Source organism: Sphingopyxis sp. Root1497, assembly GCF_001427085.1.
In the GTDB taxonomy this organism is placed as follows: Bacteria; Pseudomonadota; Alphaproteobacteria; order Sphingomonadales; family Sphingomonadaceae; genus Sphingopyxis.
In genome coordinates, this window is the sequence record NZ_LMGF01000005.1 from 110,528 (window position 1) to 133,026 (window position 22,499).

At 65.9% G+C, this 22,499-nt stretch carries 26 protein-coding genes; 14 read left to right on the plus strand and 12 right to left on the minus strand.

Annotated features, from left to right (window positions below; translation table 11 throughout):
• Positions 1-34 precede the first annotated feature (34 nt).
• The 4 genes from ASD67_RS14915 to cobT form a co-directional block, all read right to left on the minus strand.
• A complete protein-coding gene (locus ASD67_RS14915) occupies positions 35-1,681 on the minus strand; it encodes an acetolactate synthase large subunit (RefSeq protein ID WP_056348827.1) in 1,647 nt (548 codons plus the stop codon).
• Between the two features lie 246 nt (positions 1,682-1,927).
• Positions 1,928-2,410 carry a DUF2846 domain-containing protein gene (locus ASD67_RS14920; RefSeq protein WP_056348830.1) on the minus strand — a complete coding sequence of 161 codons (483 nt, stop codon included), beginning with the start codon at positions 2,408-2,410 and terminating at the stop codon, positions 1,928-1,930.
• Positions 2,407-3,162 carry a hypothetical protein gene (locus ASD67_RS14925; RefSeq protein WP_156377731.1) on the minus strand — a complete coding sequence of 252 codons (756 nt, stop codon included), beginning with the start codon at positions 3,160-3,162 and terminating at the stop codon, positions 2,407-2,409. The genes ASD67_RS14920 and ASD67_RS14925 overlap by 4 nt, the downstream gene beginning before the upstream one ends.
• A 121-nt stretch (positions 3,163-3,283) precedes the next feature.
• Entirely contained in the window at positions 3,284-5,107 is a 1,824-nt protein-coding gene (gene cobT, locus ASD67_RS14930; protein WP_056348835.1) for a cobaltochelatase subunit CobT, read from the minus strand.
• Positions 5,108-5,297: 190 nt separating this feature from the next.
• On the opposite strand from cobT, the gene ASD67_RS14935 reads away from it, so the two are divergent.
• The gene (locus ASD67_RS14935) at positions 5,298-6,506 is read left to right on the plus strand and encodes an MFS transporter (RefSeq protein WP_056348838.1); all 1,209 of its coding nucleotides are present in this window, start codon (positions 5,298-5,300) and stop codon (positions 6,504-6,506) included.
• The gene (locus ASD67_RS23880; protein ID WP_268798861.1) at positions 6,503-6,637 is read left to right on the plus strand and encodes a hypothetical protein; all 135 of its coding nucleotides are present in this window, start codon (positions 6,503-6,505) and stop codon (positions 6,635-6,637) included. The genes ASD67_RS14935 and ASD67_RS23880 overlap by 4 nt, the downstream gene beginning before the upstream one ends.
• Here the strand turns inward: ASD67_RS23880 and ASD67_RS14940 are convergent.
• The 4 genes from ASD67_RS14940 to ASD67_RS14955 form a co-directional block, all read right to left on the minus strand.
• Complete coding sequence (locus tag ASD67_RS14940) at positions 6,634-7,806, minus strand: alpha/beta hydrolase (protein WP_082545090.1); 1,173 nt, start codon at positions 7,804-7,806, stop codon at positions 6,634-6,636. The genes ASD67_RS23880 and ASD67_RS14940 overlap by 4 nt on opposite strands.
• Complete coding sequence (gene cobS, locus ASD67_RS14945; protein WP_056351951.1) at positions 7,806-8,795, minus strand: cobaltochelatase subunit CobS; 990 nt, start codon at positions 8,793-8,795, stop codon at positions 7,806-7,808. Before cobS ends, ASD67_RS14940 begins: the two co-directional genes overlap by 1 nt.
• Positions 8,796-8,892: 97 nt before the next feature.
• Positions 8,893-9,330, minus strand: a complete 438-nt coding sequence (locus ASD67_RS14950; RefSeq protein ID WP_056348843.1) for a nuclear transport factor 2 family protein — start codon at positions 9,328-9,330, stop codon at positions 8,893-8,895.
• A gap of 22 nt (positions 9,331-9,352) precedes the next feature.
• Entirely contained in the window at positions 9,353-9,991 is a 639-nt protein-coding gene (locus ASD67_RS14955; RefSeq protein WP_082545091.1) for a J domain-containing protein, read from the minus strand.
• 58 nt (positions 9,992-10,049) lie between these two features.
• On the opposite strand from ASD67_RS14955, the gene ASD67_RS14960 reads away from it, so the two are divergent.
• The 4 genes from ASD67_RS14960 (at position 10,050) to ASD67_RS14975 (ending at position 12,971) form a co-directional block, all read left to right on the plus strand.
• The gene (locus tag ASD67_RS14960; RefSeq protein ID WP_056348849.1) at positions 10,050-10,301 is read left to right on the plus strand and encodes a BolA family protein; all 252 of its coding nucleotides are present in this window, start codon (positions 10,050-10,052) and stop codon (positions 10,299-10,301) included.
• A complete protein-coding gene (locus ASD67_RS14965) occupies positions 10,301-10,669 on the plus strand; it encodes a cupin domain-containing protein (protein ID WP_056348852.1) in 369 nt (122 codons plus the stop codon). Before ASD67_RS14960 ends, ASD67_RS14965 begins: the two co-directional genes overlap by 1 nt.
• A gap of 3 nt (positions 10,670-10,672) precedes the next feature.
• A complete protein-coding gene (locus ASD67_RS14970; RefSeq protein WP_056348854.1) occupies positions 10,673-11,554 on the plus strand; it encodes a pirin family protein in 882 nt (293 codons plus the stop codon).
• Between the two features lie 502 nt (positions 11,555-12,056).
• Positions 12,057-12,971: an alpha/beta fold hydrolase gene (locus tag ASD67_RS14975; protein WP_056348856.1), complete on the plus strand. Its 915-nt coding sequence runs from the start codon at positions 12,057-12,059 to the stop codon at positions 12,969-12,971.
• 63 nt (positions 12,972-13,034) lie between these two features.
• Here ASD67_RS14975 and ASD67_RS14980 read toward each other — a convergent pair whose 3' ends face one another.
• Complete coding sequence (locus ASD67_RS14980) at positions 13,035-13,808, minus strand: SDR family oxidoreductase (RefSeq protein ID WP_056348859.1); 774 nt, start codon at positions 13,806-13,808, stop codon at positions 13,035-13,037.
• A 96-nt stretch (positions 13,809-13,904) separates the two neighbouring features.
• On the opposite strand from ASD67_RS14980, the gene ASD67_RS14985 reads away from it, so the two are divergent.
• Together ASD67_RS14985 and ASD67_RS14990 are read left to right on the plus strand one after the other, a co-directional pair.
• Positions 13,905-14,678, plus strand: coding sequence for an AraC family transcriptional regulator (locus tag ASD67_RS14985; protein WP_056348862.1), 774 nt, complete (start codon positions 13,905-13,907; stop codon positions 14,676-14,678).
• 2 nt (positions 14,679-14,680) lie between these two features.
• Positions 14,681-14,938 (plus strand): hypothetical protein, encoded by a 258-nt coding sequence (locus ASD67_RS14990; protein ID WP_056348864.1) that lies wholly within the window; start codon positions 14,681-14,683, stop codon positions 14,936-14,938.
• Here the strand turns inward: ASD67_RS14990 and ASD67_RS14995 are convergent.
• Positions 14,922-15,371 (minus strand): hypothetical protein, encoded by a 450-nt coding sequence (locus ASD67_RS14995; RefSeq protein WP_443028044.1) that lies wholly within the window; start codon positions 15,369-15,371, stop codon positions 14,922-14,924. The two genes, ASD67_RS14990 and ASD67_RS14995, sit on opposite strands and share 17 nt — an antisense overlap.
• Between ASD67_RS14995 and ASD67_RS15000 the strand changes: the two genes are divergently transcribed.
• Positions 15,370-16,524, plus strand: coding sequence for a serine hydrolase domain-containing protein (locus ASD67_RS15000; RefSeq protein ID WP_056351958.1), 1,155 nt, complete (start codon positions 15,370-15,372; stop codon positions 16,522-16,524). The two genes, ASD67_RS14995 and ASD67_RS15000, sit on opposite strands and share 2 nt — an antisense overlap.
• Here the strand turns inward: ASD67_RS15000 and ASD67_RS15005 are convergent.
• Positions 16,519-17,334, minus strand: coding sequence for a PhzF family phenazine biosynthesis protein (locus ASD67_RS15005; protein WP_056348868.1), 816 nt, complete (start codon positions 17,332-17,334; stop codon positions 16,519-16,521). The two genes, ASD67_RS15000 and ASD67_RS15005, sit on opposite strands and share 6 nt — an antisense overlap.
• Positions 17,331-17,909 carry a pyridoxamine 5'-phosphate oxidase gene (gene pdxH / locus ASD67_RS15010; protein ID WP_056348872.1) on the minus strand — a complete coding sequence of 193 codons (579 nt, stop codon included), beginning with the start codon at positions 17,907-17,909 and terminating at the stop codon, positions 17,331-17,333. The genes ASD67_RS15005 and pdxH overlap by 4 nt, the downstream gene beginning before the upstream one ends.
• 142 nt (positions 17,910-18,051) lie before the next feature.
• Between pdxH and ASD67_RS15015 the strand changes: the two genes are divergently transcribed.
• From ASD67_RS15015 to aroC, 5 genes are read left to right on the plus strand one after another with little or no spacing between them, the layout of a single operon-like run.
• The gene (locus ASD67_RS15015) at positions 18,052-18,990 is read left to right on the plus strand and encodes a DnaJ C-terminal domain-containing protein (protein WP_056351960.1); all 939 of its coding nucleotides are present in this window, start codon (positions 18,052-18,054) and stop codon (positions 18,988-18,990) included.
• A gap of 3 nt (positions 18,991-18,993) precedes the next feature.
• Positions 18,994-20,070, plus strand: coding sequence for a YihY/virulence factor BrkB family protein (locus tag ASD67_RS15020; protein ID WP_082545094.1), 1,077 nt, complete (start codon positions 18,994-18,996; stop codon positions 20,068-20,070).
• On the plus strand, positions 20,067-20,894 hold the full coding sequence (gene fabI / locus ASD67_RS15025) for an enoyl-ACP reductase FabI (RefSeq protein ID WP_056348874.1): 828 nt from the start codon (positions 20,067-20,069) through the stop codon (positions 20,892-20,894). The genes ASD67_RS15020 and fabI overlap by 4 nt, the downstream gene beginning before the upstream one ends.
• Positions 20,869-21,417, plus strand: coding sequence for a GNAT family N-acetyltransferase (locus ASD67_RS15030; protein WP_056348877.1), 549 nt, complete (start codon positions 20,869-20,871; stop codon positions 21,415-21,417). The genes fabI and ASD67_RS15030 overlap by 26 nt, the downstream gene beginning before the upstream one ends.
• Positions 21,418-21,420: 3 nt before the next feature.
• The gene (aroC, locus tag ASD67_RS15035) at positions 21,421-22,497 is read left to right on the plus strand and encodes a chorismate synthase (protein WP_056348880.1); all 1,077 of its coding nucleotides are present in this window, start codon (positions 21,421-21,423) and stop codon (positions 22,495-22,497) included.
• Positions 22,498-22,499: the final 2 nt, after the last annotated feature.

Here is a 22,499-nt window from a genome sequence, read left to right on the forward strand (position 1 = left end):
GGGATGACAAGAAACAGCGGGCGGCGGCAGGCGCTTACATTTCCTTCGATATCTTCTTGATGTCGATGTTCAAAATCTGGTCGTTCTCGGTGTAATCGACCGGGCAATCGATCAGATGCACCCCCGGCGTGTCGCGGGTATGCGCGAGCAGTTCCTTCAGGTGCGCGGCGCTTTCGACGCGGTGGCCGTGGGCGCCATAGCTTTCGGCATATTTGACGAAATCGGGGTTGCCATAGGTCAGCCCCCAATCCTTGAAACCCATGTTCGCCTGTTTCCAGCGGATCATGCCATAGCTGTTGTCGTTCAAGATCAGCACGGTGATGTTGAGCCCCAGGCGGACCGCGGTCTCCATTTCCTGGCTGTTCATCATGAAACCGCCGTCGCCGCAGATCGCCATGACCTTGCGCCCCGGATAGACCATCGCCGACATCATCGCCGACGGCAGCCCCGCGCCCATCGTCGCGAGCGCATTGTCGAGCAGCACCGTATTGGGGCGATAGGCGGTGTAACCACGCGCGAACCAGATTTTGTAGACGCCGTTGTCGAGGCAGATGATGCCATCGTCGGGCATCGAATCGCGCACCGATTGCACCAGGTGCGGCGGGAAGATCGGGAAACGCGCGTCCTGTGCCAGCGGTGCGGTATGGTCGACCTCGCCCTTGCGGAAGGCGAGCATATGGTCGAATTTCCAGCCGCCGTTGGGGACGATGTCTTCCTTGATCTGCCACACCGCATTGGCGATGTCGCCGATCACCTCGATATCGGGGAAATAGACCGGGTCGACCTCGGCGGTCTTGGTCGAGACGTGGATGACGGTCGGACCGCCCTGTTTCATGAAGAAGGGCGGCTTTTCGATCACATCATGGCCGAGGTTGACGATACAGTCCGACGCCTCGACCGCGCGGTGGACGAAATCGCCCGCCGACAGCGCGGCGCAGCCGAGGAATTTCGGATGGCGCTCGTCGATCACGCCCTTGCCGAGCTGCGTCGTCAGGAAAGGGATGCCGGTCTTTTCGATGAACTGCAGCAGCATGCGACTGGTCATCGTACGGTTGGCGCCGGCACCGATGACGAGGACGGGCGAGGTCGCTTCCTCGATCGCCTTCACCGCCTCGCGGATCGATTTGACGTCGGCGGTCGGCCGGCGCGAATGGCTGCGCTTGATCGGCAGGCTGTCGGTATGTTCGTCGGCGATATCCTCGGGCAGTTCGATATGCACCGCGCCGGGTTTTTCTTCCTCGGCGAGGCGAAAGGCTTCGCGCACGCGGCTCGGGATATTGTCCGACGAGGCCATCTGGTGGGTATATTTGGTGATCGGCCCCATCATCGCAACGACGTCGAGAATCTGGAACCGGCCCTGTTTCGATTTCTTGATCGGCTTTTGTCCGGTGATCATCATCATCGGCATGCCGCCCAATTGGGCATAGGCGGCGGCGGTGACGAAGTTGGTCGCGCCGGGGCCGAGTGTCGCGAGGCAGACGCCGGTCTTGCCAGTGTGGCGGCCATAGGTGGCGGCCATGAAGCCCGCGCCCTGTTCGTGCCGGGTCAGGATCAGCTTGATCTTGGTCGACCGCGACAGGCTGTCGAGAAAGTCGAGATTCTCCTCGCCCGGGACGCCGAAAATATACTCGACGCCTTCTTCCTCCAGGCATTCGATGAACAGGTCGGATGCTTTTTTCATGTGACAGTCGCCCCCTCAGCCATGCACCCCATCGGTGCGGCCCCTAGTGTGTGCCGGCGACCCTCGGCACAAGTATCGATACAGCGGCGCTCGTCGTCAGGCCGCGAGTCCCTGCTGCATCGGGAAGCGGTTGTAACGAGGGGAAAAGGGGTTGTCACCTGCATGTGGAACGGCCCCGCACCCAAAGCGCGAGGCCGTCCGTAACGTCCAAAAAGGTCGGCCGGCGCGCGCGGCGCCGTGCCGGGCCTATTTCTCCTTCTTGGGCCCGATATCGTCGGCATCGACATATTCGAGCTTGGCGCTGAGCTTGTCGAATTCCTCCTGCGTCGATGGCGCGATGTTTGGCCGTCCGACCATGATGCCCATCTTGATCTTGCACTTCACATAGGTCGTTTCGCCCGGCTCGACCTCAAGCGTCAGCAGGTCGGTCGCCTCGCTCTTGACGGTATAGCTGTGCGATCCCGGCGCTGTCGGATAGACGAAATATTTTCCCGCCCCCAGCGCGCTGATGCGCTCGCCATTTTCATTGACGCCGCAACCGAGCGCGAAGCCCATGCCGCCGGGGCGGAAGAACACGACTTGACCCATGCCTTCGGGCGGGGCCGGGACGACCTTCGCAACGCCCTTTTCGGACTTTTCTTCCTTCTCCTTGGCGATGGCGGTGGCCGACAGGCCGATGCCTCCGGCAAGAACGGCCGCCATGGTCGCGGCGGCGATAAGCTTTTTCATAAATCCTCCTGTTTGGTCGGTACGCTTTTGATGTCTTCGGGAACCGTGACGGATGCGGCACCACCCTCCGGTTCGGCGATGAGCTGAGCCCCGGGGGCGGGGGGCGTTGCGGCGGGCGCAGGAAAGAGGTCCGCGGTCAATTTCGCGGTGGCCAGCATGCCGGTTTGGATATCGGCATTTTTGCCGTTGATCGCGAACACCAGCGGCATCGCTATAAGTCCGCCCGCGACCGAGGCGGCGAAGGCAATGCCTTCGTTGTTGTCGCCGACGCCGCCCAGCTTCATGCTGCGCAACGCGATCTGCTTGCCATCAAATTCAAGGTAGCGCGCGCCGAGGATGAGTTCGCCCGCCTTGCCGCCCCAACTCGACTTGGCCGCATGGACGACCTGGCCGCGTCCGGGGGTGCCGGCGGGAATCAGGACCGTGTCGCCGAGCATGACCGCGCGTGAGAGCGAAATCGCATACCAGTCGCCGGTCTTGTGCGTTTTCGAGTTCACCGGTTCGTCGACGCGGATTTCAATGATCGTTCCGGCCGGCAGGCGATCGAGCGGCAGAGCGGGCTGCGGCTCAGCCGCGGCTTCGGTCGGGATCGTTTCGGAAACCGCGGTGTCAGTCGTCGGCGACGTGTCATCGGGGGCGGCGGTCGGAGCGGGTGCTTCGACCTCCTGCGCCTGGACAAGCGGCGCGCAAACGGCACCCGTCATCACTGCCGACGCCATTACGGCCCGGCGTATCTGCTGCAGCACCCCCATGTTGCGACCCTCCCCAAATCGGGAGGTATCGCGCTCTGCTGGATTGGCAAGGGGGATTTGCTGCCGAATGCGATGAATCGTTTGGCCGACCGAAAAGCACGGGTCGACGATCCGGCGCGGCTTAGTCGATGTCGAACAATCCCGCGAGTTGCTCGACCATCGTCCCGCCCAATTGCTCGGCGTCCATGATCGTCACCGCGCGGCTATAGTATCGCGTCACGTCATGCCCGATGCCGATCGCACACAGCTCGACCGGCGAGCGATTCTCGATCCATTCGATCACCTGGCGCAGGTGCTGATCCAGGTACGCGCCATGATTGACCGACAGCGTGCTGTCGTCGACCGGCGCACCGTCCGAAATAACCATCAAAATGCGGCGTTCTTCAGGGCGGTTGACGATGCGGCTGTGCGCCCAGATCAGCGCCTCGCCGTCGATATTTTCCTTGAGCAGCCCCTCGCGCATCATCAGCCCGAGCGACTTGCGCGCGCGGCGATAGGGTTCGTCGGCGGGCTTGTAGATGATGTGACGCAAATCGTTCAGGCGGCCGGGGTGCGGCGGCCGGCCGGCGGCGAGCCAGTCCTCGCGGCTCTGCCCGCCCTTCCAGGTGCGCGTGGTGAAGCCCAGGATTTCCGTCTTGACGCCGCAGCGTTCGAGCGTGCGCGCGAGGATGTCGGCGCTGATCGCGGCGATGCTGATCGGGCGGCCGCGCATCGAGCCGCTGTTGTCGATCAGCAGGGTGACGACGGTATCGCGAAAATCGGTGTCGCGTTCGATCTTGTAGGAGAGCGACTGGCCGGACGAGACGATGACGCGCGCGAGGCGGGCGGCGTCGAGCTGGCCTTCCTCCTGGTCGAAGTCCCACGCGCGGTTCTGCTGCGCCATCAACCGGCGCTGCAGCCGGTTGGCGAGCTTGGTCACCGCGCCCTGCAGATGCTGCATCTGCTGGTCGAGATAGGCGCGCAGCCGGGTCAGTTCGTCGGCGTCGCACAGGTCGGTCGCGGCGATGATCTCGTCATGCTTTTCGGTGAAGCGCAGATAGTTGAAATCGGGGACGTCGGTCGGCAGGCGGTTGGGACGCACCGGCAACATGCCCTCGTCGCCTTCGCCGCCCATTTCGGGTTCGCCGTCGGCCTCCATCTCCTGCGCGTCGGGATCGCTGTCGCCGTCGTCGGCCTGGTCGCCCGCGGTTTCGGCGCGGGCGTCGACCTGTTGCTCGCTGCTGCCGCCCTCTTCGCTGTCCTGCTCGTCCTGCGATTCCTCGGCTTCGCTCTGGTCCTCGTCGCCGCCGTCCTCGGCGCCCTCGTCCATCGGCTCGTCGCCATAGATCAGGTCGAGGTGGCGCAGCGCCAGCTTCGCTGTTTCCGCGAACGCGACCTGATCGTCGATCTGCATCGCCAGCGCGTCGATGTCGCCGCCGGCCTGCTTGGCGATCCAGTCGCTGATCAGGCCGAGTCCGGTTTCGGTGCCCGGCGGCGGCGCCTCGCCGGTCAGCGCCTGACGCAGCATCAGTTCGAGTGCGGAGGATACCGGCACGTCGTCGCGGCTCTGCGCACGCGCGATCGGGTCGCTGCGCATCCGCATCGCGAGGCTCGCCGACAGGTTCGCGCGCATCCCGTCCATGTGCCGCGCGCCCAAGGCCTCGACCCGCGCGCGCTCCATCGCGTCGAAGGCGGCGGCGGCGAGCGGTTCGGCGGGACGCGCGGCGGCGTGCAGCTTTTCGCTATGGTGCTTCATCCGCAGCGCATAACCGTCGGCGAATCCGCGCGCTTCGGCGACCTGGTCGGCGGGCAGGGTGCGCGACGGCGTGGGGACCTTGATCGTCTTGCCGATCTGCGCGGGGGCGTCGGCGGTGAAGCCGACCTCGACCTCGGCATCGCGCGTCACCGCGCGCGCGACGCTCGACAGCGCGGCCTTGAAATCGTCGAGGGGAGAAGAGGCGGTCATGGTGACTCGGCTCTAACCAGCTTTGGCGCTCGAAGGAAGATGGCGCGATGGCAATTCCCGCACGTCACCCCGGACTCGATCCTGGACCCCTTGTCTTGAAGAAAAAGGCGGGTCCCGGATCAAGCCCGGGATGCCGGAGGTATAGCGATGCTTGCTTGACGCTCGCCGGGCGCGGGCGCATCCGCCGGGCATGACCTCTCCCATGAAAAAGCCTTGGATCGTCATTCTCTGCGCGGCGTTCATCGTCACGCTGGCGATGGGCGTGCGTCAGAGCTTTGGCCTCTTCCTGCCGCAGATGAGCGTCGACATCGGGATCAGCCGGTCGGACTTCGGACTCGCGATGGCGCTGCAGAATCTGCTGTTCGGGCTGGTCCAGCCCTTCGTCGGCGCGCTCCCCGACAAACATGGCGCGGGGCGGGTCGTGCTCGGCGGCGCGCTGCTCTATGCGCTCGGGCTGATCGGTGCGGCGTTCGCGACCGACGCGATCGGGCTGCATATCAGCTTCGGCCTGCTGATCGGCATGGCGCAGTCGGCGACCACCTTTGTCGTTGTGCTCGGCGCGGTCGGCCGCGTCGTCAGCCCCGAAAAGCGCAGCAGCGCCTTCGGCATCGTCACCGCGGGCGGCTCGCTCGGGCAGTTCCTCGTCGTGCCGCTCGCGTCGATGCTGCTGCGCGATATCGGCTATCACGAAACGCTGTGGATCATGGCGGGTCTCGTCGCGCTATGCGGTCTGCTCGCGGTTGGCGTCGCGGGACGCACCGACGCCAGCCCCGGCGTGGCAGCGGAGGTTGAGCAGAGCGCGCGCGAGGCGCTGCGCGAGGCCGCGGTCCACCGCGGCTTCTGGCTGCTCAACGCCGGCTTCTTCGTCTGCGGTTTCCACATCGCCTTCATCGCGACGCACCTGCCGGCCTATCTCGACGACAAGGGGCTCGGCATCGAGATCGGGGCGCAGGTGCTCGCGCTCGTCGGGCTGTTCAACATCCTCGGCTCCTATGTGTTCGGCCGCGCGGGCGATGTGCTGCGCCAGAAATATGTCCTGTCGGGGCTGTATGTCGCGCGCTCGGTGGTGATCGCGCTCTTCCTCTTCCTGCCGCTGACCCACGCCAGCGCGCTGGTCTTCGCCGGCGCGATGGGGTTCCTGTGGCTCGGCACCGTGCCGCTGACCAGCGGCATCGTCGGGCGCGTCTTCGGCATCCGCTATCTCTCGATGCTCTATGGCATCGTCTTCCTCAGCCACCAGCTCGGCAGCTTCTTTGGCGCCTACACCGCCGGGCTGATCTTCGACGCCACCGGCAGCTATAATATCGCCTGGGGCTTCTCGATCGCGCTCGGGCTGTTCGCGGGGCTCGTCCACCTGCCGATCGCCGACGGGCCGGTCAAACGGTTGCAACCGGCATGAAGCTCCAGCGCCAGGACGGAATCGCGCTCGCGATTTTCCTGGTGGTCGCGGTCGGCGGGCTGTGGCTGTGGACGGGCGAGGGGCCGGTGGTCTGGCTCACCAATGTCGCGATCATGTGCGGCTTCGGTTAGAAGATCCAGTTGCAGACCGCCTGATCCTGCTCGATCGGCATCGCGGGATCGGGCATCAGCCGGAACACATGCGCGAACTGGGTTGCCGTCCGCTCGGGCCGCGTCCGCTTGCCCGCGACGACGTCGACGAAATCGCGGCAGACGACCGAACTGCGCAGGAAATTGCTGTGCCCCGTCGCGCCGCGTGACACGTCGGTCGCGTCGACGACGGTGAGGCCCGCGACCGCCGCGGGATAGCAGCGCACCGGCAATCCCTTGGCCTTCAGGTCCGCCGCTTCGAACGGGTCGAAGCAATAGGGCGAACCGAGCCGCGGATAGCCGTGCAGCGTGCGCGACGCCGCCAGCGCCTTGTCCTTGTGCGACACATAGACGGTGATCCGCCGGTCGCGCGCGACCCGGCGGGGGGCGAGCACCTCTTCCTCGATGTCGCGTTCGAACGTTTCGCGGTCGATGTCGGGCGAGGCGAGGATGATGTTCGAGATGTTGCTGCTGTCGGCGCTGCTCGACGTGCGATCGACATAGGATATCGCCGGAATCACCAGCCGCGCGCCGAGCGAGTGCGAGACGATCACGATTTCCTTGACCCAGCCCTGCTCGGCCAGCGTCTTGAGGAAATCGCGGAAGTTGCGGACGTCGTGATACATGTTGGTTTCATCGACCGCATAGCCGAGCAGCTTGTGCTGCGAGGGCCAGCTATATTCGATCACCGGCCCGTCGAAATTCGTCATGCGGGCGATCTGCGCCGCGTCGCGCGATGTCGTCGCGAAACTCTCGCGATAGCCATGGACATAGAGCAGCACGCGGCCCTGCCGCCGGTCGGTCTCGGCCTGCAGCGCCTTCCACCAGTCGCCCGGCGCCTGGAACGCCATCGGGGTGCGCAATTGTTTTTTGCCGTCCACCTTGGCTTCTTGCGGCGCATTGAACCGGCCATAACGCATCCGGTCGCCGCGATGGTTCAACAACTGGATATCGGGCGTGCGGCAATCGGGCAGCCGGCTCGTCGCAAAGAACAGCGGCAGCGCATCAGTATCGAGCGTTGCGCCCGGCGCCGCGGTGCAGCGCGCGTCGGCGACATAGTCGGCATGGCGAACATTGCCATAATCGACCGCGACGGCGCAGCCGGAGAGCGTCAGCGCCGCGCACGCCACCGCGAGGTGGCGAAGCGGCATCACTTGCCGACCACCCCCTCGGGCAGGTCCTCGCCGAACACGCGCTGATAATATTCGGCGACGATCATCCGTTCGGCCTCGTCGCACTTGTTGAGGAAGGTCAGGCGGAAGGCGAAGCCGAGGTTGTTGAAGATCGCGGCATTCTGGGCCCAGCTGATCACCGTGCGCGGCGACATCACGGTCGAGATGTCGCCATTGATGAAACCCTGGCGGGTCAGATCGGCGACCTTGACCATATTGGCGACGGTCGTGTCGTCAGTGTCGGGCACCTTGGCGAGGATGATCGCGCTTTCGGTCGCGGCGGGCAGATAGTTTAGCGTGACGACGATGTTCCAGCGGTCCATCTGGCCCTGGTTGATCTGCTGCGTGCCATGATACAGCCCGCTCGTGTCGCCGAGCCCGACGGTATTCGCGGTCGAGAACAGCCGGAAGTAAGGGTTCGGGCGGATGACGCGATTCTGGTCGAGCAGCGTCAGCTTGCCCTCGGTCTCGAGCACGCGCTGGATCACGAACATCACGTCGGGGCGGCCGGCGTCATATTCGTCGAAGACGAGCGCGGTCGGGGTCTGTAGCGCCCAGGGGAGCAGGCCTTCGCGAAATTCGGTGACCTGCTGTCCGTCCTTGAGCACGATCGCGTCGCGCCCGACCAGGTCGATGCGGCTGATATGCGCGTCGAGGTTGACGCGGATGCACGGCCATTTCAGCCGCGCCGCGACCTGTTCGATATGCGTCGACTTGCCGGTGCCATGATAGCCCTGGACCATCACGCGGCGGTTGTATTTGAAGCCCGCGAGGATCGCGAGCGTGGTGTCGCCGTCGAAGACATAGGCCGGATCGAGATCGGGGACACGCGCGTCGGCCTCGCTGAACGCGGGGACCATCATGTCGATATCGACCCCGAACATCTCGCGCGCGCTGACCTCGACATCGGGGGCGGCGAGCAGGGTCGAACCATGATGGTCGGCGAGGCTGTTGGGGATATCAGTCATGTCAGAGGTCCAGCGAAACAAACAGGGGAGAGTCGCCGGTTCGTCCGACGCTTCGGCTAGCGCGGTATAGGCGTAGGTTTCGCCTTGCAACGCCTTTTCAGATGAGATCGAGCGCCTTCATCACTGCCGACTGGTCGTAATAGGGGCGTTCGCAGACGATCTTGTCGCTGCCCGGCGCGAACTGGAAGCTCGCCGCCATGCGCACCCGAAAGGCCTTGCCGGTCGGCTCGACCGTCCGCAGGCCGAGCCGGAGCGGCCCGAGATGGGTGCCGGTCAGCCAGAATTCGACCAGCACCGTGTCGGTCGCGGCATCGGCGGCGATCGCGATCACCTCGTTCGCCTGGTCGGGAAAAGGCTCGCGCGAGGCGGCGAAATAGGAACGGACGGCGGCTTCGCCGTCGAACACCGTGCCGGGACCGAGCAGCTCGTAGCGCGGATGGTCGAAGGTCGCGATCACCCCGTCCCAGTCGTGGGTGATTTCCAGCGCCATATGGCGGCGAACCACCTCGATGCGCTTCTTGTCCAGTTCGCTCATCGCCGCTCTCCCTGCAACGCCCCTAGGCGAAGGCCTTCGTCTTTCGCAGCAACTGATATGCCGCAACAACCTCGCCGAGTCTCGCCTCATGGCTGCGGTCGCCGCCGTTGCGGTCGGGGTGGTATTTGCGCACCAGCTCGCTGTAGCGCCGCCGCAGCGCCGCGCGGTCGGCGTCTGCCGGCAGCCCCAGCAATTGTATCGCGGCATGCTCTTCGCGCGACAGGCCGGGGTTCGCCGCTTCGCGCCGCGCCTCGTCCATCCGCTGGCGGAACCGCGCCCCCAGCGCGTCGATCGGGTCCTTGAAATCGGCCCAGCGCGGCGGCAGGTCGGCGCTGCCGGCGGGGCGGAAGGTGCGGCTTTCGGTTTCCCAGCCCGCGGTCGGGGTTTGCGCCGCCAGGATCTGGTCGGCGCTCATTCCCTCGAAATAATTATAGCCGCTGTTGAACTCGCGGACATGGTCGAGGCACAGCCAGCGATATTGTGGCGGCCCGTCGGGTGAGCGGGTCGCGGGAATCGGGGCGCGAAATTCGCCTGCCTCGCGGCATCCGGGCGCGGCGCAGCGGTCTTCGCGGGGCACGCGGCCATGGAAACGGGTCGGGCGGGTCGGGGACGGCAAGGCGGGCTCTCGGGGCGTCTGAAGCGTTGGGGGAGGCCTTATCATTTGGCGACGAAGCGCTTATGGTCAAGTCATGAGCACGCCCGGACCCGTACAAAAAGAGATGGAAAGCCTGCTGACCGCGGCCTTTCCCGACGCTGATTTCGCCCTCAGCAACGACAGCGCCAAACATCATGGCCACAGCGGCGATGACGGCAGCGGCGAATCGCATTTCAGCCTGACCATCGAATGGTCGGGCTTCGCCGGCCTGAACCGCGTCGCGCGCCAGCGGGCGGTGAACAAGGCGCTCGGCGACCTTCCCGGGCAGCGCGTCCATGCGCTCGCGATCCGGGCGACGGCGCCGGGAGAGGGGTGATGACAGACAAGGTCAATCTGGCGGAGGCGTTCGCGAGCTTTCACGACCATTGGAACCCGCGCGTCGCGGGCGACATCAACAATTTCCAGGTCAAGCTGGTGAAGTTCGCGGGCAAGTTCGACTGGCATCACCATGATGCCGAGGACGAACTGTTCCTCGTCGTCGCGGGACGGATGAGGATGGGGCTGCGTGACCGCGACGTGATCGTCGAACCCGGCGAGTTCATCATCGTGCCGCACGGAACCGAACATTGTCCCGAAGCGCTCGATGGCGAATGCCAGGTGCTGCTGCTCGAACCCGGTTCGACGCTGAACACCGGCAATGTTGAAACCGAAAAGACGCGGCTGACGCTCGAAAGGCTGGACTGACCGATGGAGATCATCACCCCCTCAAGTCACGACCTCGGTGCTTTCGAGGTACGGCGGACCTTGCCGAACAAGACGCGGACGATGGTCGGTCCCTTCATCTTCGTCGACCAGTTCGGTCCGGCGCATTTCGACATCGGTGCCGGCATGGACGTGCGCCCGCACCCGCATATCAACCTCGCGACCGTGACCTATTTGTTCGAGGGCGCGATCGAGCATCGCGACAGCCTCGGCACGCTCGCGACCATTCGCCCCGGCGCCTGCAACCTGATGACTGCGGGCAGCGGCATCGTCCATTCGGAACGGACCCCGGCCGCGGAGCGCGCAAGCGGATCGGGCATTTCGGGGATGCAGACCTGGCTCGCGCTGCCCGACGGCAAGGAAGAGATCGACCCGGCGTTCGAACATGTCGCAAAGGACGATCTGCCGCTGGTCGAGGACAGCGGCGTGTCGGCGCGGATCATCATGGGCAGCCTGTGGGGCAAGACCTCGCCGATCACCCAGCATGCCGCGACGATCTATGCCGATATATTGATGCTCGCGGGCGCGACAATGCCGGTCGAGGCCGATGCCGACGAGCGCGCGATCCTCGTGGCGCTTGGCGACGCGAGCCTCGATGGCGAAAAACTCGACCGCTACAGCCTCTATATATTGAAGCCCGGTCAGGCGATGACGCTGCGCGCCGACAGCGATGCGCGGGTGATGCTGCTCGGCGGCGAAGCTTTTTCGACGCCGCGCCATGTGTGGTGGAATTTCGTCAGTTCGAGCCGCGAGAGGATCAACCAGGCGAAGCACGATTGGCAGGATCGCAAATTCCCGCTCGTTCCCGGCGACAGCGAGGAGTTCATCCCGATCCCCGAGGTGCCGAAGACGGTCAGCTATCCCTAAGCCTGCCGCAGGTGCGTGCCGGCGCGGCCTTGGGGTGGGAAGCGGGCGTTCGTAATCCTCCCTGTCGCGAAGCGATGGGGAGGTGGCAGCGGCTTTAGCCGCTGACGGAGGGGCCGACGCCGTCAGGCGTCGCGCGACCTTTCGGCCCCTCCACCACGCCCTTCGGGCGCGGTCCCCCTCCCCATGGCTTCGCCACAGGGAGGATNACATATGACCGCAATCGCCCAAAAGCCGACTTCTCCGGCGAAAAGGCTTTCCTAAAAAATATCGGCATGATCTATCCTGCCGGATGACCATGTCGCCGGCCTCGCGGAATAGATCGTCCCTATCTCGCCTGACCCGCTTAAAGTCACAAAGGCCACATTTTCTATACATCCATGCGGGGCTTTTGTGCCCTTAAGCCGGGTTTCGGAGCTTCGGTGCCACGGCCGCCGCAACATGGCTTGCCAGTCTCGCCGATCCCCGTCATCTCGTTGCGAAACGCAACTCAAGGGAGCACAGGATGGCCGGCGATTTCGAGCAGCAGCGGGTGAAGCTTTCGACCGGGGTCGAACTCGACGTCGTCGACATCGGCCCGCGCGATGCACCGGCGCTCATCTTCCTCCACGGCTTTCCCGAATCGCATCGCACCTGGCGGCATCAGCTACCGCATTTCGCCGACCGCTTTCGCTGTATCGCGCCCGACCAGCGCGGTTATTGCGGGTCGTCGAAGCCGCAGGATGCTGCCGACTACACCCCCGACAAATTGATCGCCGACCTCTTCGCGCTCGCCGATGCGCTGGGGGTCGAAACCTTCACCATCGTCGGGCACGACTGGGGCGGGGCGATCAGCTGGGGCGTGGCGCTCGCCGGCCAGCCGGGCGGGCTGTATCCGGCGTGGGCCGGGCGCGTCACGCGCGCGGTGATCGCCAACGCGCCGCACCCCGGCATCTTCGGCCGGCTTCTGCATGTCGATCCCGCGCAGCGCGCCGCGAGCCAATATATCCGCCTGTTCCGAGACCCCGCGAGCGACGCGCTGGTCCGCGAACAGGGGCTCGCCGGGCTGCTCGCCAAGGCGTTCGAGGGTCGCCTCGCGGGCACGGTCGCCCCGCCCGAGGAAATCGCGCGGTCGCTTGCCGACTGGCAGGACCCCGCTGCCGCTTTCGGCATGCTTAACTGGTACCGCGCCTCGCCGCTCGACGTGCCCGCGATGCATGCGCCTTTCGTCGAGCCGCCCGCCATGCCCTTTCCGAAGCTCGAAATCCCGACGCTCGTCATCTGGGCGCTCGACGACGTCGCGCTGCCGCCGAGCAATCTCGATGGCATGGACGAACTGGTACCGAACGCGACGATCGTGAAGGTGCCGGGCTGCGGCCATTTCGTGACGTGGGAAGCGCCGGGTGCGGTCAATGCCGCGATGGACGCCTTCCTCGCCTGACGCCCTTCGAAGGAAGCGGCGGGCGGCCCCGGGAGGGGTGTGGGGCCGCCCGCCTCGGGGGTTCTATTTGGTCGTATAACCCCCGTTGACGAGGATCGTCTGGCCGGTCATCCACCAGCCGTCGGTGACGAGGAAACGGATCCACGGCACGATATCCTCGATATGCGTCAGCCCCGTCGGGCTGAAGGGCGACAGCGCCGCCGCCGTCTTGTGATAGGCGACGGCTTCGGGCCCCTCGGCCGGGTAGAAAAAGGGCGTGTCCATCGGGCCCGGCCCGATCGCGGTCACCGAGATGCCGCGGTCGCCGAATTCCTTCGACGCGGCGCGGGTATAATGTTCCACCGGCGCCTTGGTGCCGGCATAGCTCGCATAAAAGGGCGTGTAGGCGCCGAGCAGCGAGGTGACGAGGGTGCAGACCTTGCCGCCGTTGCTGACGTTCCGGCCCGCTTCCTTCAGGAAGAAGAAGGCCGCTTTGCTGTTCACCGCGCTCATTTCGTCGAACTCGGCCTCGCTGATTTCGACCATCGGTTTCTTCAGTACCTTGCCGACGGTGTTGATCGCGATGTCGATGCTGCCCATCGCGTCTCTGGCGTCGGCGAACAGCTTCTCGACCGCGCCGGCGGTGGTCAGGTCGGCCTGAAAGGCGAAGCCCTTCGCGCCCGCCGCCTCGATCGCGGCGACGGTCTCATCGGCTTCGGCACGCGCCGCATCGCTGTTGTAATGGACGGCGACCGCAGCGGCGCCGTTCGCGGCGAAGTCGCGGGCGATGAGGCCGCCGAGATTCTTGGCGCCGCCGGCGATGAGGACGGTTTTTCCGTTGATGTCGTGAATGCTCATGAACTTGGTCCCATGGTTGGAAGAGTGGCATGCCACGCTAGGATCGCTCGTGATTCGGGGCTTTCAGATTCTCCCACAGTTGCGCATAATCGCCCGATGCAGGGGGGACTCACCGCGGCGAGGATCGAGGAACGGCTGGGCGGTCCGGCCACCTGGGTGATCGAACGCGACGCCCATGCGCTGATGCTCCACGAAGCGGGCAGCTATCACCGGCTGCAGACATGGCTCGACGGGCGCCGCACCTCGCTCGGCGATCCCTTGCCCGGTGAGATGTGGCTTGCGCCGGCCGGACGCGAGTATCGCGGCGCCGCCGAAGGGGGCGCGGTCCGCTATGTCGCGGTCGAGATTCCAGCCGATGCGCTGACGATTGCAGCCGGCGGGCGCGCGCTTGCCGGTCACGATGACCGCGCGCTGGCGGCGCTGGTGCGCGGGCTCGCGGCGGGCGAGGCCTCGGCGGCAACGCCGTTGCTGACGCTGCTGGCGGCCACGCTCGACGGCGCGGCGGTGCGTCCCGCGCCGGTCGCGGTCGCGCGGCGGATCGATGCGCTGCTGGCGCTGATCGAAGCGCGGATCGAGATGTCGCTGACCGTCGAGGATATGGCGGCCGAAGCGGGCATGTCGGTCAACAGCCTGATCGTCCATGTCGCGCGCGCCACCGGACGCACCCCGGCCCAATATCTGCTGCGTCAGCGGTTGCGGCGCGCCTGCTGGTATCTGATGAACCGGCCGCTGTCGGTCGCCGAAATCGCCTTTGCCACGGGCTTTTCGAGCCACGCGCATCTGTGCGCGGCCTTTCGTGCGAAGCTCGGGGCGTCGCCGGGCGAATGGCGGCGGCGGAACGCCAGTGCCGCCATCGCAGGGGGAGAATGATTATGTCGCACACCGTCATCATGCTGATCGCGGGTGTCCTGCTGTTGATCGTCCTGCGCCTGGCGATCCGTGACACCCGCCGCGCGACGCGGCTGTTCATCCTGCTGTGGCTGATCGTGTCGATCGGCAATTTGCTCGTCGGGGTGCTCTACGCCGGTTACGGCTGGGGCGAAGAGGCGGCGATCTGGATCCTGGTCTTCGGCACGCCCGCGGCGGTCGCGGTCGGCGCCGCGCTGTTCGGTCCTAATCCTCGGGCCTGAGCAAACACCCGCTGGCACCCGCAAAACGCGCGCTGCGCGACGCGAGCAGCGGCACGCTGCCGGTGACCGTCTTGGTCGCCGGGTCTTCGGCCAGCGACACCAGTTCCATGCCGGGTTCGAAATCGCTCTGGCAGCTTTCGAGGCTGCGGCCCTGGACATAGCGGCACGAACAACCGACCCGCGCGGCATAGGCCGACCCGAGTTCGGCCTGCGCCTTGAACGAGGGGAATTTCCAGATCAGGAAAATCGCCGCGAGCACGCCGAGGATCACCACCCACGGCAGGCAGCCGCCCCAGCGGCTCGGGCGGCGCGGTTTGCGCAGCCGCTCGGGCACGATGGGCGACTCGCTCGTCGGCGGCGGTGCCGGTGCCGGTGCCGGCACCGGCTCGGGCGTTGCGGCTGCGGGCGGGTTGGTGTTAGTCACTGGCCCCATGATCACGAAAAAAGCCATGCTGGCAAGTGCCGCGCTCGCGCTGTTCGGTGTCTGGTCGCTGACCCATGCCGCGGGTTCCGCGACGATCGCGCCCGCCGCACCCGGCCCGGCGATCGGCGTGCCGATGCCGAAGGGCGCGGTCGAGACCTTGACGCCGCTGCCCGCGCTGGCGCCCGCGATCAAGGCAAAGGCCGACGCGCTGTTCGCCGATGCCGACGCGGTGGGCGAAACGCGCGCGCTCTATGTGCTGCGCGATGGCCAGCCGATCTACGAACGCTATGGCGAAGGTTTCGGCCCCGACTCCAAACTGATCAGCTGGTCGATGGCGAAAAGCATCACCGCTGTGCTCACCGGCTTCCTCGTCGCCGACGGGCAATTGTCGCTCGACGGCCCCGCGCCGGTCGCGGCCTGGCAGCGCAGCGGCGACCCGCGCGGTGCGATCGGCCTCAAGCATCTGCTCCACATGTCCTCGGGGCTCGAGCATGTCGAAAATGGCGACCCGGTGTGGCAGGGCGATACGGTGACGATGCTGTTCGGCACTGGCGCGCCCGACATGGCGGCGTTTGCCGAGGCCAAACCCGCGGCGGCACAGCCCGACGAGGTCTTCAATTACAGCTCGGCGACCAGCGTCATCCTTGCAGACATCATCGCCGACACGCTGACTCCGTCGAAAAGCCCCGACGCGCGGCGCGATGCGATGCGCGACTTCATCGGCGGGCGCCTTGCCGAACCGCTCGGCATGACCAGCCTGACTCCTGAGTTCGACGCGGCGGGGACGATGATCGGCGGGTCGGTGATGCACGCGACCGCACGCGATTATGCCAAGTTCGGCGAATTTCTGCGCAACCATGGCGTGGTGAACGGCCAGCGCCTGCTTCCCGAAAGCTGGATGAGTTTCATGCTCGCGCCGTCGCCGAGGGACCCGGGCTATGGCGGCCATATCTGGCTCAACCGCCCGCGCCCACGCGGCGCAGATGTCGCCCTATGGCCCGACCGCGGCCCGAACGACCTGTTCGCCTGCATCGGGCATCAGGGGCAATATATCATCGTCTCGCCGTCGCAGCGGGTAACGATCGTGCGGCTTGGCATCACCAAGGACGACCAGTTCCCCGAACTGCGCCGGCACCTCGCCGACCTGACCGAAGCGTTATAGCAGGAACTCACCCACCAGCGTCGTGACGCAGGTGCCGCTGAGCTCGACCATCGCGCCGTCCAGCCGACACCCGACATGGCCGCCGCGCCGGCTCGCCTGATAGGCGGCGAAGCGGTCGCGGCCGAGTTGCGCCACCCAATAGGGGGTGAGCACGCTGTGCGCCGATCCGGTTACCGGGTCCTCGTCGATCCCGGCGCCCGGCGCGAAGCAGCGGCTGACGACATCGGCGCCCGACGGATCGCCGTCACCGCGCGCGGTCGCGATATAGAGCACATCGCCGCCCTCTTTCAGCGCGCGCAGGTCGGGATCGAGGGTGCGGACATTCGCGGCGTCGGCATAGACGATCAGCGCATAGCCGCCGGGGTGCCACAGCGTTTCGACCGGCGCGCCGCCCATCGCCTTGGCGATGTCGGACATCACTTTCGGGGCGGGCGGATAGGCCGGCAGCGCCATCTTGTACCCATCGTCGCCGTCGCGCGCGACGCGCAAGATGCCGGCCTTGCGGGTGCGAAAGCGCATGTCGTCGCGCCAGGGCGCGGCGCTGAGCAGCACATGTCCGCTCGCGAGCGTCGCATGACCGCACAGCGCGACCTCCACCCCCGGCGTGAACCAGCGCAATTCATAATCGGCGTCGCCGCTTTCGTCGGGGATCAGGAAGGCGGTTTCGGCGAGGTTGTTTTCGGCGGCGATCGCCTGCAGAACATCGTCGGCGAGCCACTCGTCGAGGGGCATCACCGCGGCCGGATTGCCCGCGAACGGCCGGTCGGCAAAGGCGTCGACCTGGGTGATCGTAAAACGGCGCCAGCTCATGGGTAGAGAAATCCTTTCGACCAGCCGTCACCCTCGCGCACGAACAGCGTGCGCTCGTGGAGGCGATGTTCGCGATCCTGCCAATATTCGATGCGGCCGGGCGTGACGCGCCAGCCTGACCAGCGCGGCGGGCGCGGCACGTCCTGTCCCTCGAACCGCGCCTGCATGTCCGCAAAGCGTGCCTCGAACGTCGCACGCCCGTCGAGCGGGCGCGACTGATCGCTGGCCCAGGCGCCGAGCTGGCTGTCGCGACTGCGCGTCGCAAAATAGGCATCGGCGATCGCATCGTCGACCGGCGCAACCGGCCCCTCGATCCGGATCTGGCGGCGCAGCGACTTCCAGTGAAAGAGCAGAGCGACATGCGGATTGGCGGCGAGTTCGCCCCCCTTGCGGCTGTCGAGGTTGGTGTAGAAGACGAACCCGTCGGGTCCATGGCCCTTGAGCAGTACCATGCGCAGCGACGGATGCCCGGCGGCGGTCGTGGTCGCCAGCGCCATCGCATTGGCGTCATTCGGCTCGCTGGCCCGTGCTTCGGCGAACCAGGCGTCGAACTGGGGGAAAGGGTCGTTGCTCATGCGCGCGCTTCTAATGCGGCACGCGGGCGCGGTCGAGCGAAAGACGCGCGATAAGGGGAACTTGACCGCCTTCCACCCCGTTCCCACATCGCGACGCAATCGGGCCTTTCCGGCCAACATCTTATCGGGCTATTGGAGCAGCATGGCAGATCCCTATTCCACCCTTGGCGTCGCAAAGAGTGCAAGCGAAGCGGAAATCAAATCCGCGTACCGCAAACTCGCCAAGGAATTGCACCCCGACAAGAACAAGGACAATCCGAAGGCGTCGGAGAAATTCTCCGACGTCACCAAGGCCTATGACATCTTGTCGGACAAGACCAAGCGTGGCCAGTTCGATCGCGGCGAGATCGACGGCGAAGGCAATCCGGCGATGCCCTTCGGCTATGGCGGCGGCGGTGGATTCCGCGGCGACCAGCGGAGCGGTCCGGGCGGGTTCAGCGGCTTCGGCAACGAAGGCAGCGATTTCGGCGGCATTTTCGACGAGCTGTTCGGCGGGCGCGGCGGGGGTGGCGGGGGTGGCGGACCGTTCGGCGGTTTCGGTGGGCGCAGCGCGCCGCCGCAAAAGGGCGCCAACGTCTCCTATCGCCTTGGCGTGTCCTTCGTCGATGCCGCAACACAGGCACCGCAGCGGATCACGCTCGCCGATGGCGGCACGATCGACCTGAAACTGCCCGCCGGGGTCGAGACGGGAACGCAGATGCGCCTCGGCGGTAAGGGGCAGCCGGGGCCGGGCGGCCATGGCGACGGTATCGTGACGATCAGCGTCAAGGACCATCCCTTCTATGTCCGCGACGGGGCGAACATTCGCCTTGACCTGCCGGTGACGTTGAACGAGGCGGTGCTGGGGGCGAAGATCAAGGTGCCGACGGTCGATGGTCCGGTGATGCTGTCGATCCCCGCCGCTTCGACCTCGGGCAAGGTCATGCGGCTCAAGGGCAAGGGCTTCAGCCAGAAGAACGGCGAGCGCGGCGACCAGCTGGTGCGGCTCGTCGTCGACCTGCCCGCCGGCGATACGGCGCTGACCCAATTCGTCGGCGAATGGACCGACGCGCGTGCCGTACGTGCGGACCTTGGCGTGTGATGCGTGGCTGAGGCGACCGAGAAGAAGATTGTCGCCGAACTGGAGCGCGAGGTCGCCCAAGAGGTGGGCAAGGAGTTCCTCGCCGAAGGTCATTCGCCGCATTCGCCCGAAGCCCGCGCCGAGCGTGCCAAGCGCGTCAAGCTGCGCGCGCGGGCGCAGGGGGTCATCGACCGCGGGCGCGAGACGCTCGGCCCCGGCACCCGCGTCTTCCGGATTTTGCGCCGCGTCGTCGTCGGCACTTACACCGACGGCTTCATCCACGCGGGCAATCTCGCCTATCTGGCGCTGATCGCGCTGTTCCCCTTCTTCATCCTGCTCGCCGCCGCCTTTTCGATCTTCGGCGGCAGCGTCGGCGGCGAGGCAGCGATCGAGGCGGTGTTCTCGACGATGCCGCCGACCGTCGCCAAGGCGCTGTCGGGCCCGATCCGTGAGGTGATGACCGCGCGCACCGGCATTTTCCTGTGGCTCGGCGCGCTCGTGGCGCTGTGGACGGTGGGCAGCCTGATCGAGACGGTGCGCGACATATTGCGCCGCGCCTATGGCACCCATTTTTCCAAGGGGTTTTTCCACTATCGGCTGTTGTCGATCGGCATCATCACCGGCGCCGTGGTGCTGATGTTGCTGTCGTTCAGCATGCAGGTGCTGATCGTTGGCATCGAACAATTCGTCACCCGGGTGCTGCCCGAACGCTTCCAGTCTGTCGGGGTCGTCGCGATTTCGCGCGGGGTGTCGGGCGCGGGGCTGTTCCTCGCCATCTATATGCTGTTCTACAGCCTCACCCCGTCGAAATATCGCCGCAAACAATTTCCCAAATGGCCCGGCGCCTTGTTCACCACCCTGTGGTGGATCGGGGTCACGCTGGCGCTGCCGCCGCTGCTCGCCACCCTGCTCAGCTATGACGCAACCTATGGCAGCCTCGCGGGTGTGATGGTCGCGCTGTTCTTTTTCTACCTCGTCGGATTGGGTATGGTGATGGGCGCCGAATTGAACGCCGCGCTCGTCGAGGTTGAGGATTTGGGCCACGACGCTATTGGGCGCGTCGACGATATCATTATTGAAAAGACCGGAGACACAAAATGACGGGTCTGATGCAGGGCAAACGCGGGCTGATCATGGGCCTCGCCAACGACAAATCGCTCGCCTGGGGCATTGCCAAGGCGCTGCACGGCGCGGGCGCCGAACTGGCGTTCAGCTATCAGGGCGATGTGATGCTCAAGCGGGTGAAGCCGCTCGCCGACGAGCTTGGCTGCGATTTCCTGATCGATTGCGACGTGTCCGACATGGACAATCTCGACGCGACCTTCGCGACGCTGGCCGCGCGCTGGCCGACGATCGACTTCGTCGTCCACGCCATAGGTTACACCAACAAGGAAGCGTTGCGCGGGGCGTATGCCGATGTCACGCTGGACGATTTCCTGATGACGATGAACATCAGCGTCTACAGCTTCACCGCGGTCGCGAAGCGCGCCCAGGCGATGATGACGCCGTTCGATCCCGAAACCGGCAAGGGCGGCGGCTCGCTGCTGACCTTGAGCTATTATGGCGCCGAGAAGGTCATCCCGCATTACAATGTCATGGGCGTCGCCAAGTCGGCGCTCGAAACCAGCGTCAAATATCTCGCCAATGATTACGGCCCGCAGGGGGTGCGCGTGAACGCGATCTCGGCCGGCCCGATCAAGACGCTCGCCGCGAGCGGCATCGGCGATTTCCGCCTGATCCTGAAATGGAACGAGTATAACGCGCCGCTGCGCCGCAACGTCACCATCGACGATGTCGGCGGCTCGGCGCTCTATCTGCTCAGCGACCTCGCGAGCGGGGTCACCGGCGAAACGCATCATGTCGATGCGGGCTATCACACGATCGGCATGAAGCAGGAAGATGCGCCCGACATCGCGCTGGCCTGACGCGCCGGCGATCCGCGCCGCCACGGCTGCGGACGCCGACGCGATCGATGCCATCCACCGCGCCGCCTTTGCCGGCACCGATCATGGCTATCAGGGTGAGGCCGACCTCGTCCGCATGATCGACGCCGATGGCGATGCGCTGGTGTCGCTCGTCGCCGCGCGGGACGGCGTTGTGGTGGGGCATGTGCTATTCAGCCGGATGGACGTCGAGGCCGATGGCAGCGCGGTGCGCGCTGCCGGACTGGCGCCCGTGTCGGTCCTGCCCGGCCTGCAGGGGCAGGGTATCGGCGACGCGCTGATCCGCGCCGGTCTCGACGCGCTGCGGAAACAGGGCGTCGCGATCAGCTTCGTTCTCGGCCATGCCGACTATTACCCGCGCTTCGGCTATTCGCCCGACCTCGCATCGCGCTTCGCATCGCCCTTTGCGGGGCCGCATTTCATGGCGATGATGCTGGACTCGCACGCGGCTTGGCCGCTAGGCGGACGGGCGGACTATGCACCCGCATTCGGTCGCTTGGGGTAGGCTATGAGTTTCAACAGCTTCGGACGCGTCTTTCGCTTCACGACCTGGGGGGAAAGCCATGGCCCCGCGCTCGGCGCCGTGGTCGATGGCTGTCCGCCGCGGCTGTCGCTGTCCGAAGGCGACATCCAGCCCTATCTCGACAAGCGCCGCCCCGGCCAGTCGCGCCATACAACGCAGCGGCAGGAGCCCGACCAGGTGCGCATCCTGTCGGGGGTGTTCGAGGGCAAGACCACCGGCACGCCGATCAGCCTGATGATCGAGAATGTCGACCAGCGATCGAAGGACTATGGCGAGATAGCGCAGGCCTATCGCCCCGGCCACGCCGATTATAGCTATGATGCCAAATATGGCATCCGCGACTATCGCGGCGGCGGGCGGTCGAGCGCGCGCGAGACCGCGGCGCGGGTCGCGGCGGGCGGCGTCGCGCGGCTCGTGATCCCCGAAGTGCAGATTCACGCCTGGGTCGCCGAAATCGGCGGTGATGCGATCGATCCGGCGAACTTCGACCTCGAGGAAATCGACCGCAATCCGTTTTTCTGTCCCGATCCCGCCGCGGCGCAGCGCTGGGAAGGGCTGATGGACGCCGCGCGCAAATCGGGGTCTTCGCTCGGCGCCGTCATCGAATGCGCCGCGAGCGGCGTACCCGCCGGCTGGGGCGCCCCGATCTATGCCAAGCTCGACAGCGACCTTGCCGCCGCGATGATGGGGATCAACGCCGTCAAGGGCGTCGAGATCGGTGCGGGTTTTCAGGCTGCGCGGCTGCGCGGCGAAGAAAATGCGGACCCGATGCGCCCGGCGAGCGACGGCAGCAACCGCCCCGATTTCCTGTCGAACAACGCCGGCGGCATCGCGGGCGGCATTTCGACGGGTCAGCCCGTCGTCGTGCGCGTCGCGTTCAAGCCGACCAGTTCGATCCTCACCCCGGTGCCGACGATCAACAAGGCCGGCGAGGCTGCCGACATCGTCACCAAGGGGCGCCACGACCCCTGCGTCGGCATCCGCGGTGCCCCCGTGGTCGAAGCGATGATGGCGCTTGTCCTCGCCGACCATAAGTTGCTGCATAGAGCCCAAAACGGCTGATG

What these genes read in the sequence shown, in the direction of transcription:
- ASD67_RS14960 (WP_056348849.1), top strand. Translation starts at nt 10,050, where the DNA reads ATGGAAAGCCTGCTGACCGCGGCCTTTCCCGACGCTGATTTCGCCCTC.
- ASD67_RS15000 (WP_056351958.1), top strand. Translation starts at nt 15,370, where the DNA reads ATGATCACGAAAAAAGCCATGCTGGCAAGTGCCGCGCTCGCGCTGTTC.
- ASD67_RS23880 (WP_268798861.1), top strand. Translation starts at nt 6,503, where the DNA reads ATGAAGCTCCAGCGCCAGGACGGAATCGCGCTCGCGATTTTCCTGGTG.
- fabI (WP_056348874.1), top strand. Translation starts at nt 20,067, where the DNA reads ATGACGGGTCTGATGCAGGGCAAACGCGGGCTGATCATGGGCCTCGCC.
- aroC (WP_056348880.1), top strand. Translation starts at nt 21,421, where the DNA reads ATGAGTTTCAACAGCTTCGGACGCGTCTTTCGCTTCACGACCTGGGGG.
- pdxH (WP_056348872.1), bottom strand. Translation starts at nt 17,909, where the DNA reads ATGAGCAACGACCCTTTCCCCCAGTTCGACGCCTGGTTCGCCGAAGCA.
- ASD67_RS15030 (WP_056348877.1), top strand. Translation starts at nt 20,869, where the DNA reads ATGCGCCCGACATCGCGCTGGCCTGACGCGCCGGCGATCCGCGCCGCC.
- ASD67_RS14940 (WP_082545090.1), bottom strand. Translation starts at nt 7,806, where the DNA reads ATGCCGCTTCGCCACCTCGCGGTGGCGTGCGCGGCGCTGACGCTCTCC.
- ASD67_RS14955 (WP_082545091.1), bottom strand. Translation starts at nt 9,991, where the DNA reads ATGATAAGGCCTCCCCCAACGCTTCAGACGCCCCGAGAGCCCGCCTTG.
- ASD67_RS14935 (WP_056348838.1), top strand. Translation starts at nt 5,298, where the DNA reads ATGACCTCTCCCATGAAAAAGCCTTGGATCGTCATTCTCTGCGCGGCG.
- ASD67_RS14990 (WP_056348864.1), top strand. Translation starts at nt 14,681, where the DNA reads ATGTCGCACACCGTCATCATGCTGATCGCGGGTGTCCTGCTGTTGATC.
- ASD67_RS14975 (WP_056348856.1), top strand. Translation starts at nt 12,057, where the DNA reads ATGGCCGGCGATTTCGAGCAGCAGCGGGTGAAGCTTTCGACCGGGGTC.
- ASD67_RS14995 (WP_443028044.1), bottom strand. Translation starts at nt 15,371, where the DNA reads ATGGGGCCAGTGACTAACACCAACCCGCCCGCAGCCGCAACGCCCGAG.
- ASD67_RS14970 (WP_056348854.1), top strand. Translation starts at nt 10,673, where the DNA reads ATGGAGATCATCACCCCCTCAAGTCACGACCTCGGTGCTTTCGAGGTA.
- ASD67_RS14950 (WP_056348843.1), bottom strand. Translation starts at nt 9,330, where the DNA reads ATGAGCGAACTGGACAAGAAGCGCATCGAGGTGGTTCGCCGCCATATG.
- ASD67_RS14915 (WP_056348827.1), bottom strand. Translation starts at nt 1,681, where the DNA reads ATGAAAAAAGCATCCGACCTGTTCATCGAATGCCTGGAGGAAGAAGGC.
- ASD67_RS15015 (WP_056351960.1), top strand. Translation starts at nt 18,052, where the DNA reads ATGGCAGATCCCTATTCCACCCTTGGCGTCGCAAAGAGTGCAAGCGAA.
- cobS (WP_056351951.1), bottom strand. Translation starts at nt 8,795, where the DNA reads ATGACTGATATCCCCAACAGCCTCGCCGACCATCATGGTTCGACCCTG.
- ASD67_RS14980 (WP_056348859.1), bottom strand. Translation starts at nt 13,808, where the DNA reads ATGAGCATTCACGACATCAACGGAAAAACCGTCCTCATCGCCGGCGGC.
- ASD67_RS14985 (WP_056348862.1), top strand. Translation starts at nt 13,905, where the DNA reads ATGCAGGGGGGACTCACCGCGGCGAGGATCGAGGAACGGCTGGGCGGT.
- cobT (WP_056348835.1), bottom strand. Translation starts at nt 5,107, where the DNA reads ATGACCGCCTCTTCTCCCCTCGACGATTTCAAGGCCGCGCTGTCGAGC.
- ASD67_RS15005 (WP_056348868.1), bottom strand. Translation starts at nt 17,334, where the DNA reads ATGAGCTGGCGCCGTTTTACGATCACCCAGGTCGACGCCTTTGCCGAC.
- ASD67_RS14965 (WP_056348852.1), top strand. Translation starts at nt 10,301, where the DNA reads ATGACAGACAAGGTCAATCTGGCGGAGGCGTTCGCGAGCTTTCACGAC.
- ASD67_RS14925 (WP_156377731.1), bottom strand. Translation starts at nt 3,162, where the DNA reads ATGGGGGTGCTGCAGCAGATACGCCGGGCCGTAATGGCGTCGGCAGTG.
- ASD67_RS14920 (WP_056348830.1), bottom strand. Translation starts at nt 2,410, where the DNA reads ATGAAAAAGCTTATCGCCGCCGCGACCATGGCGGCCGTTCTTGCCGGA.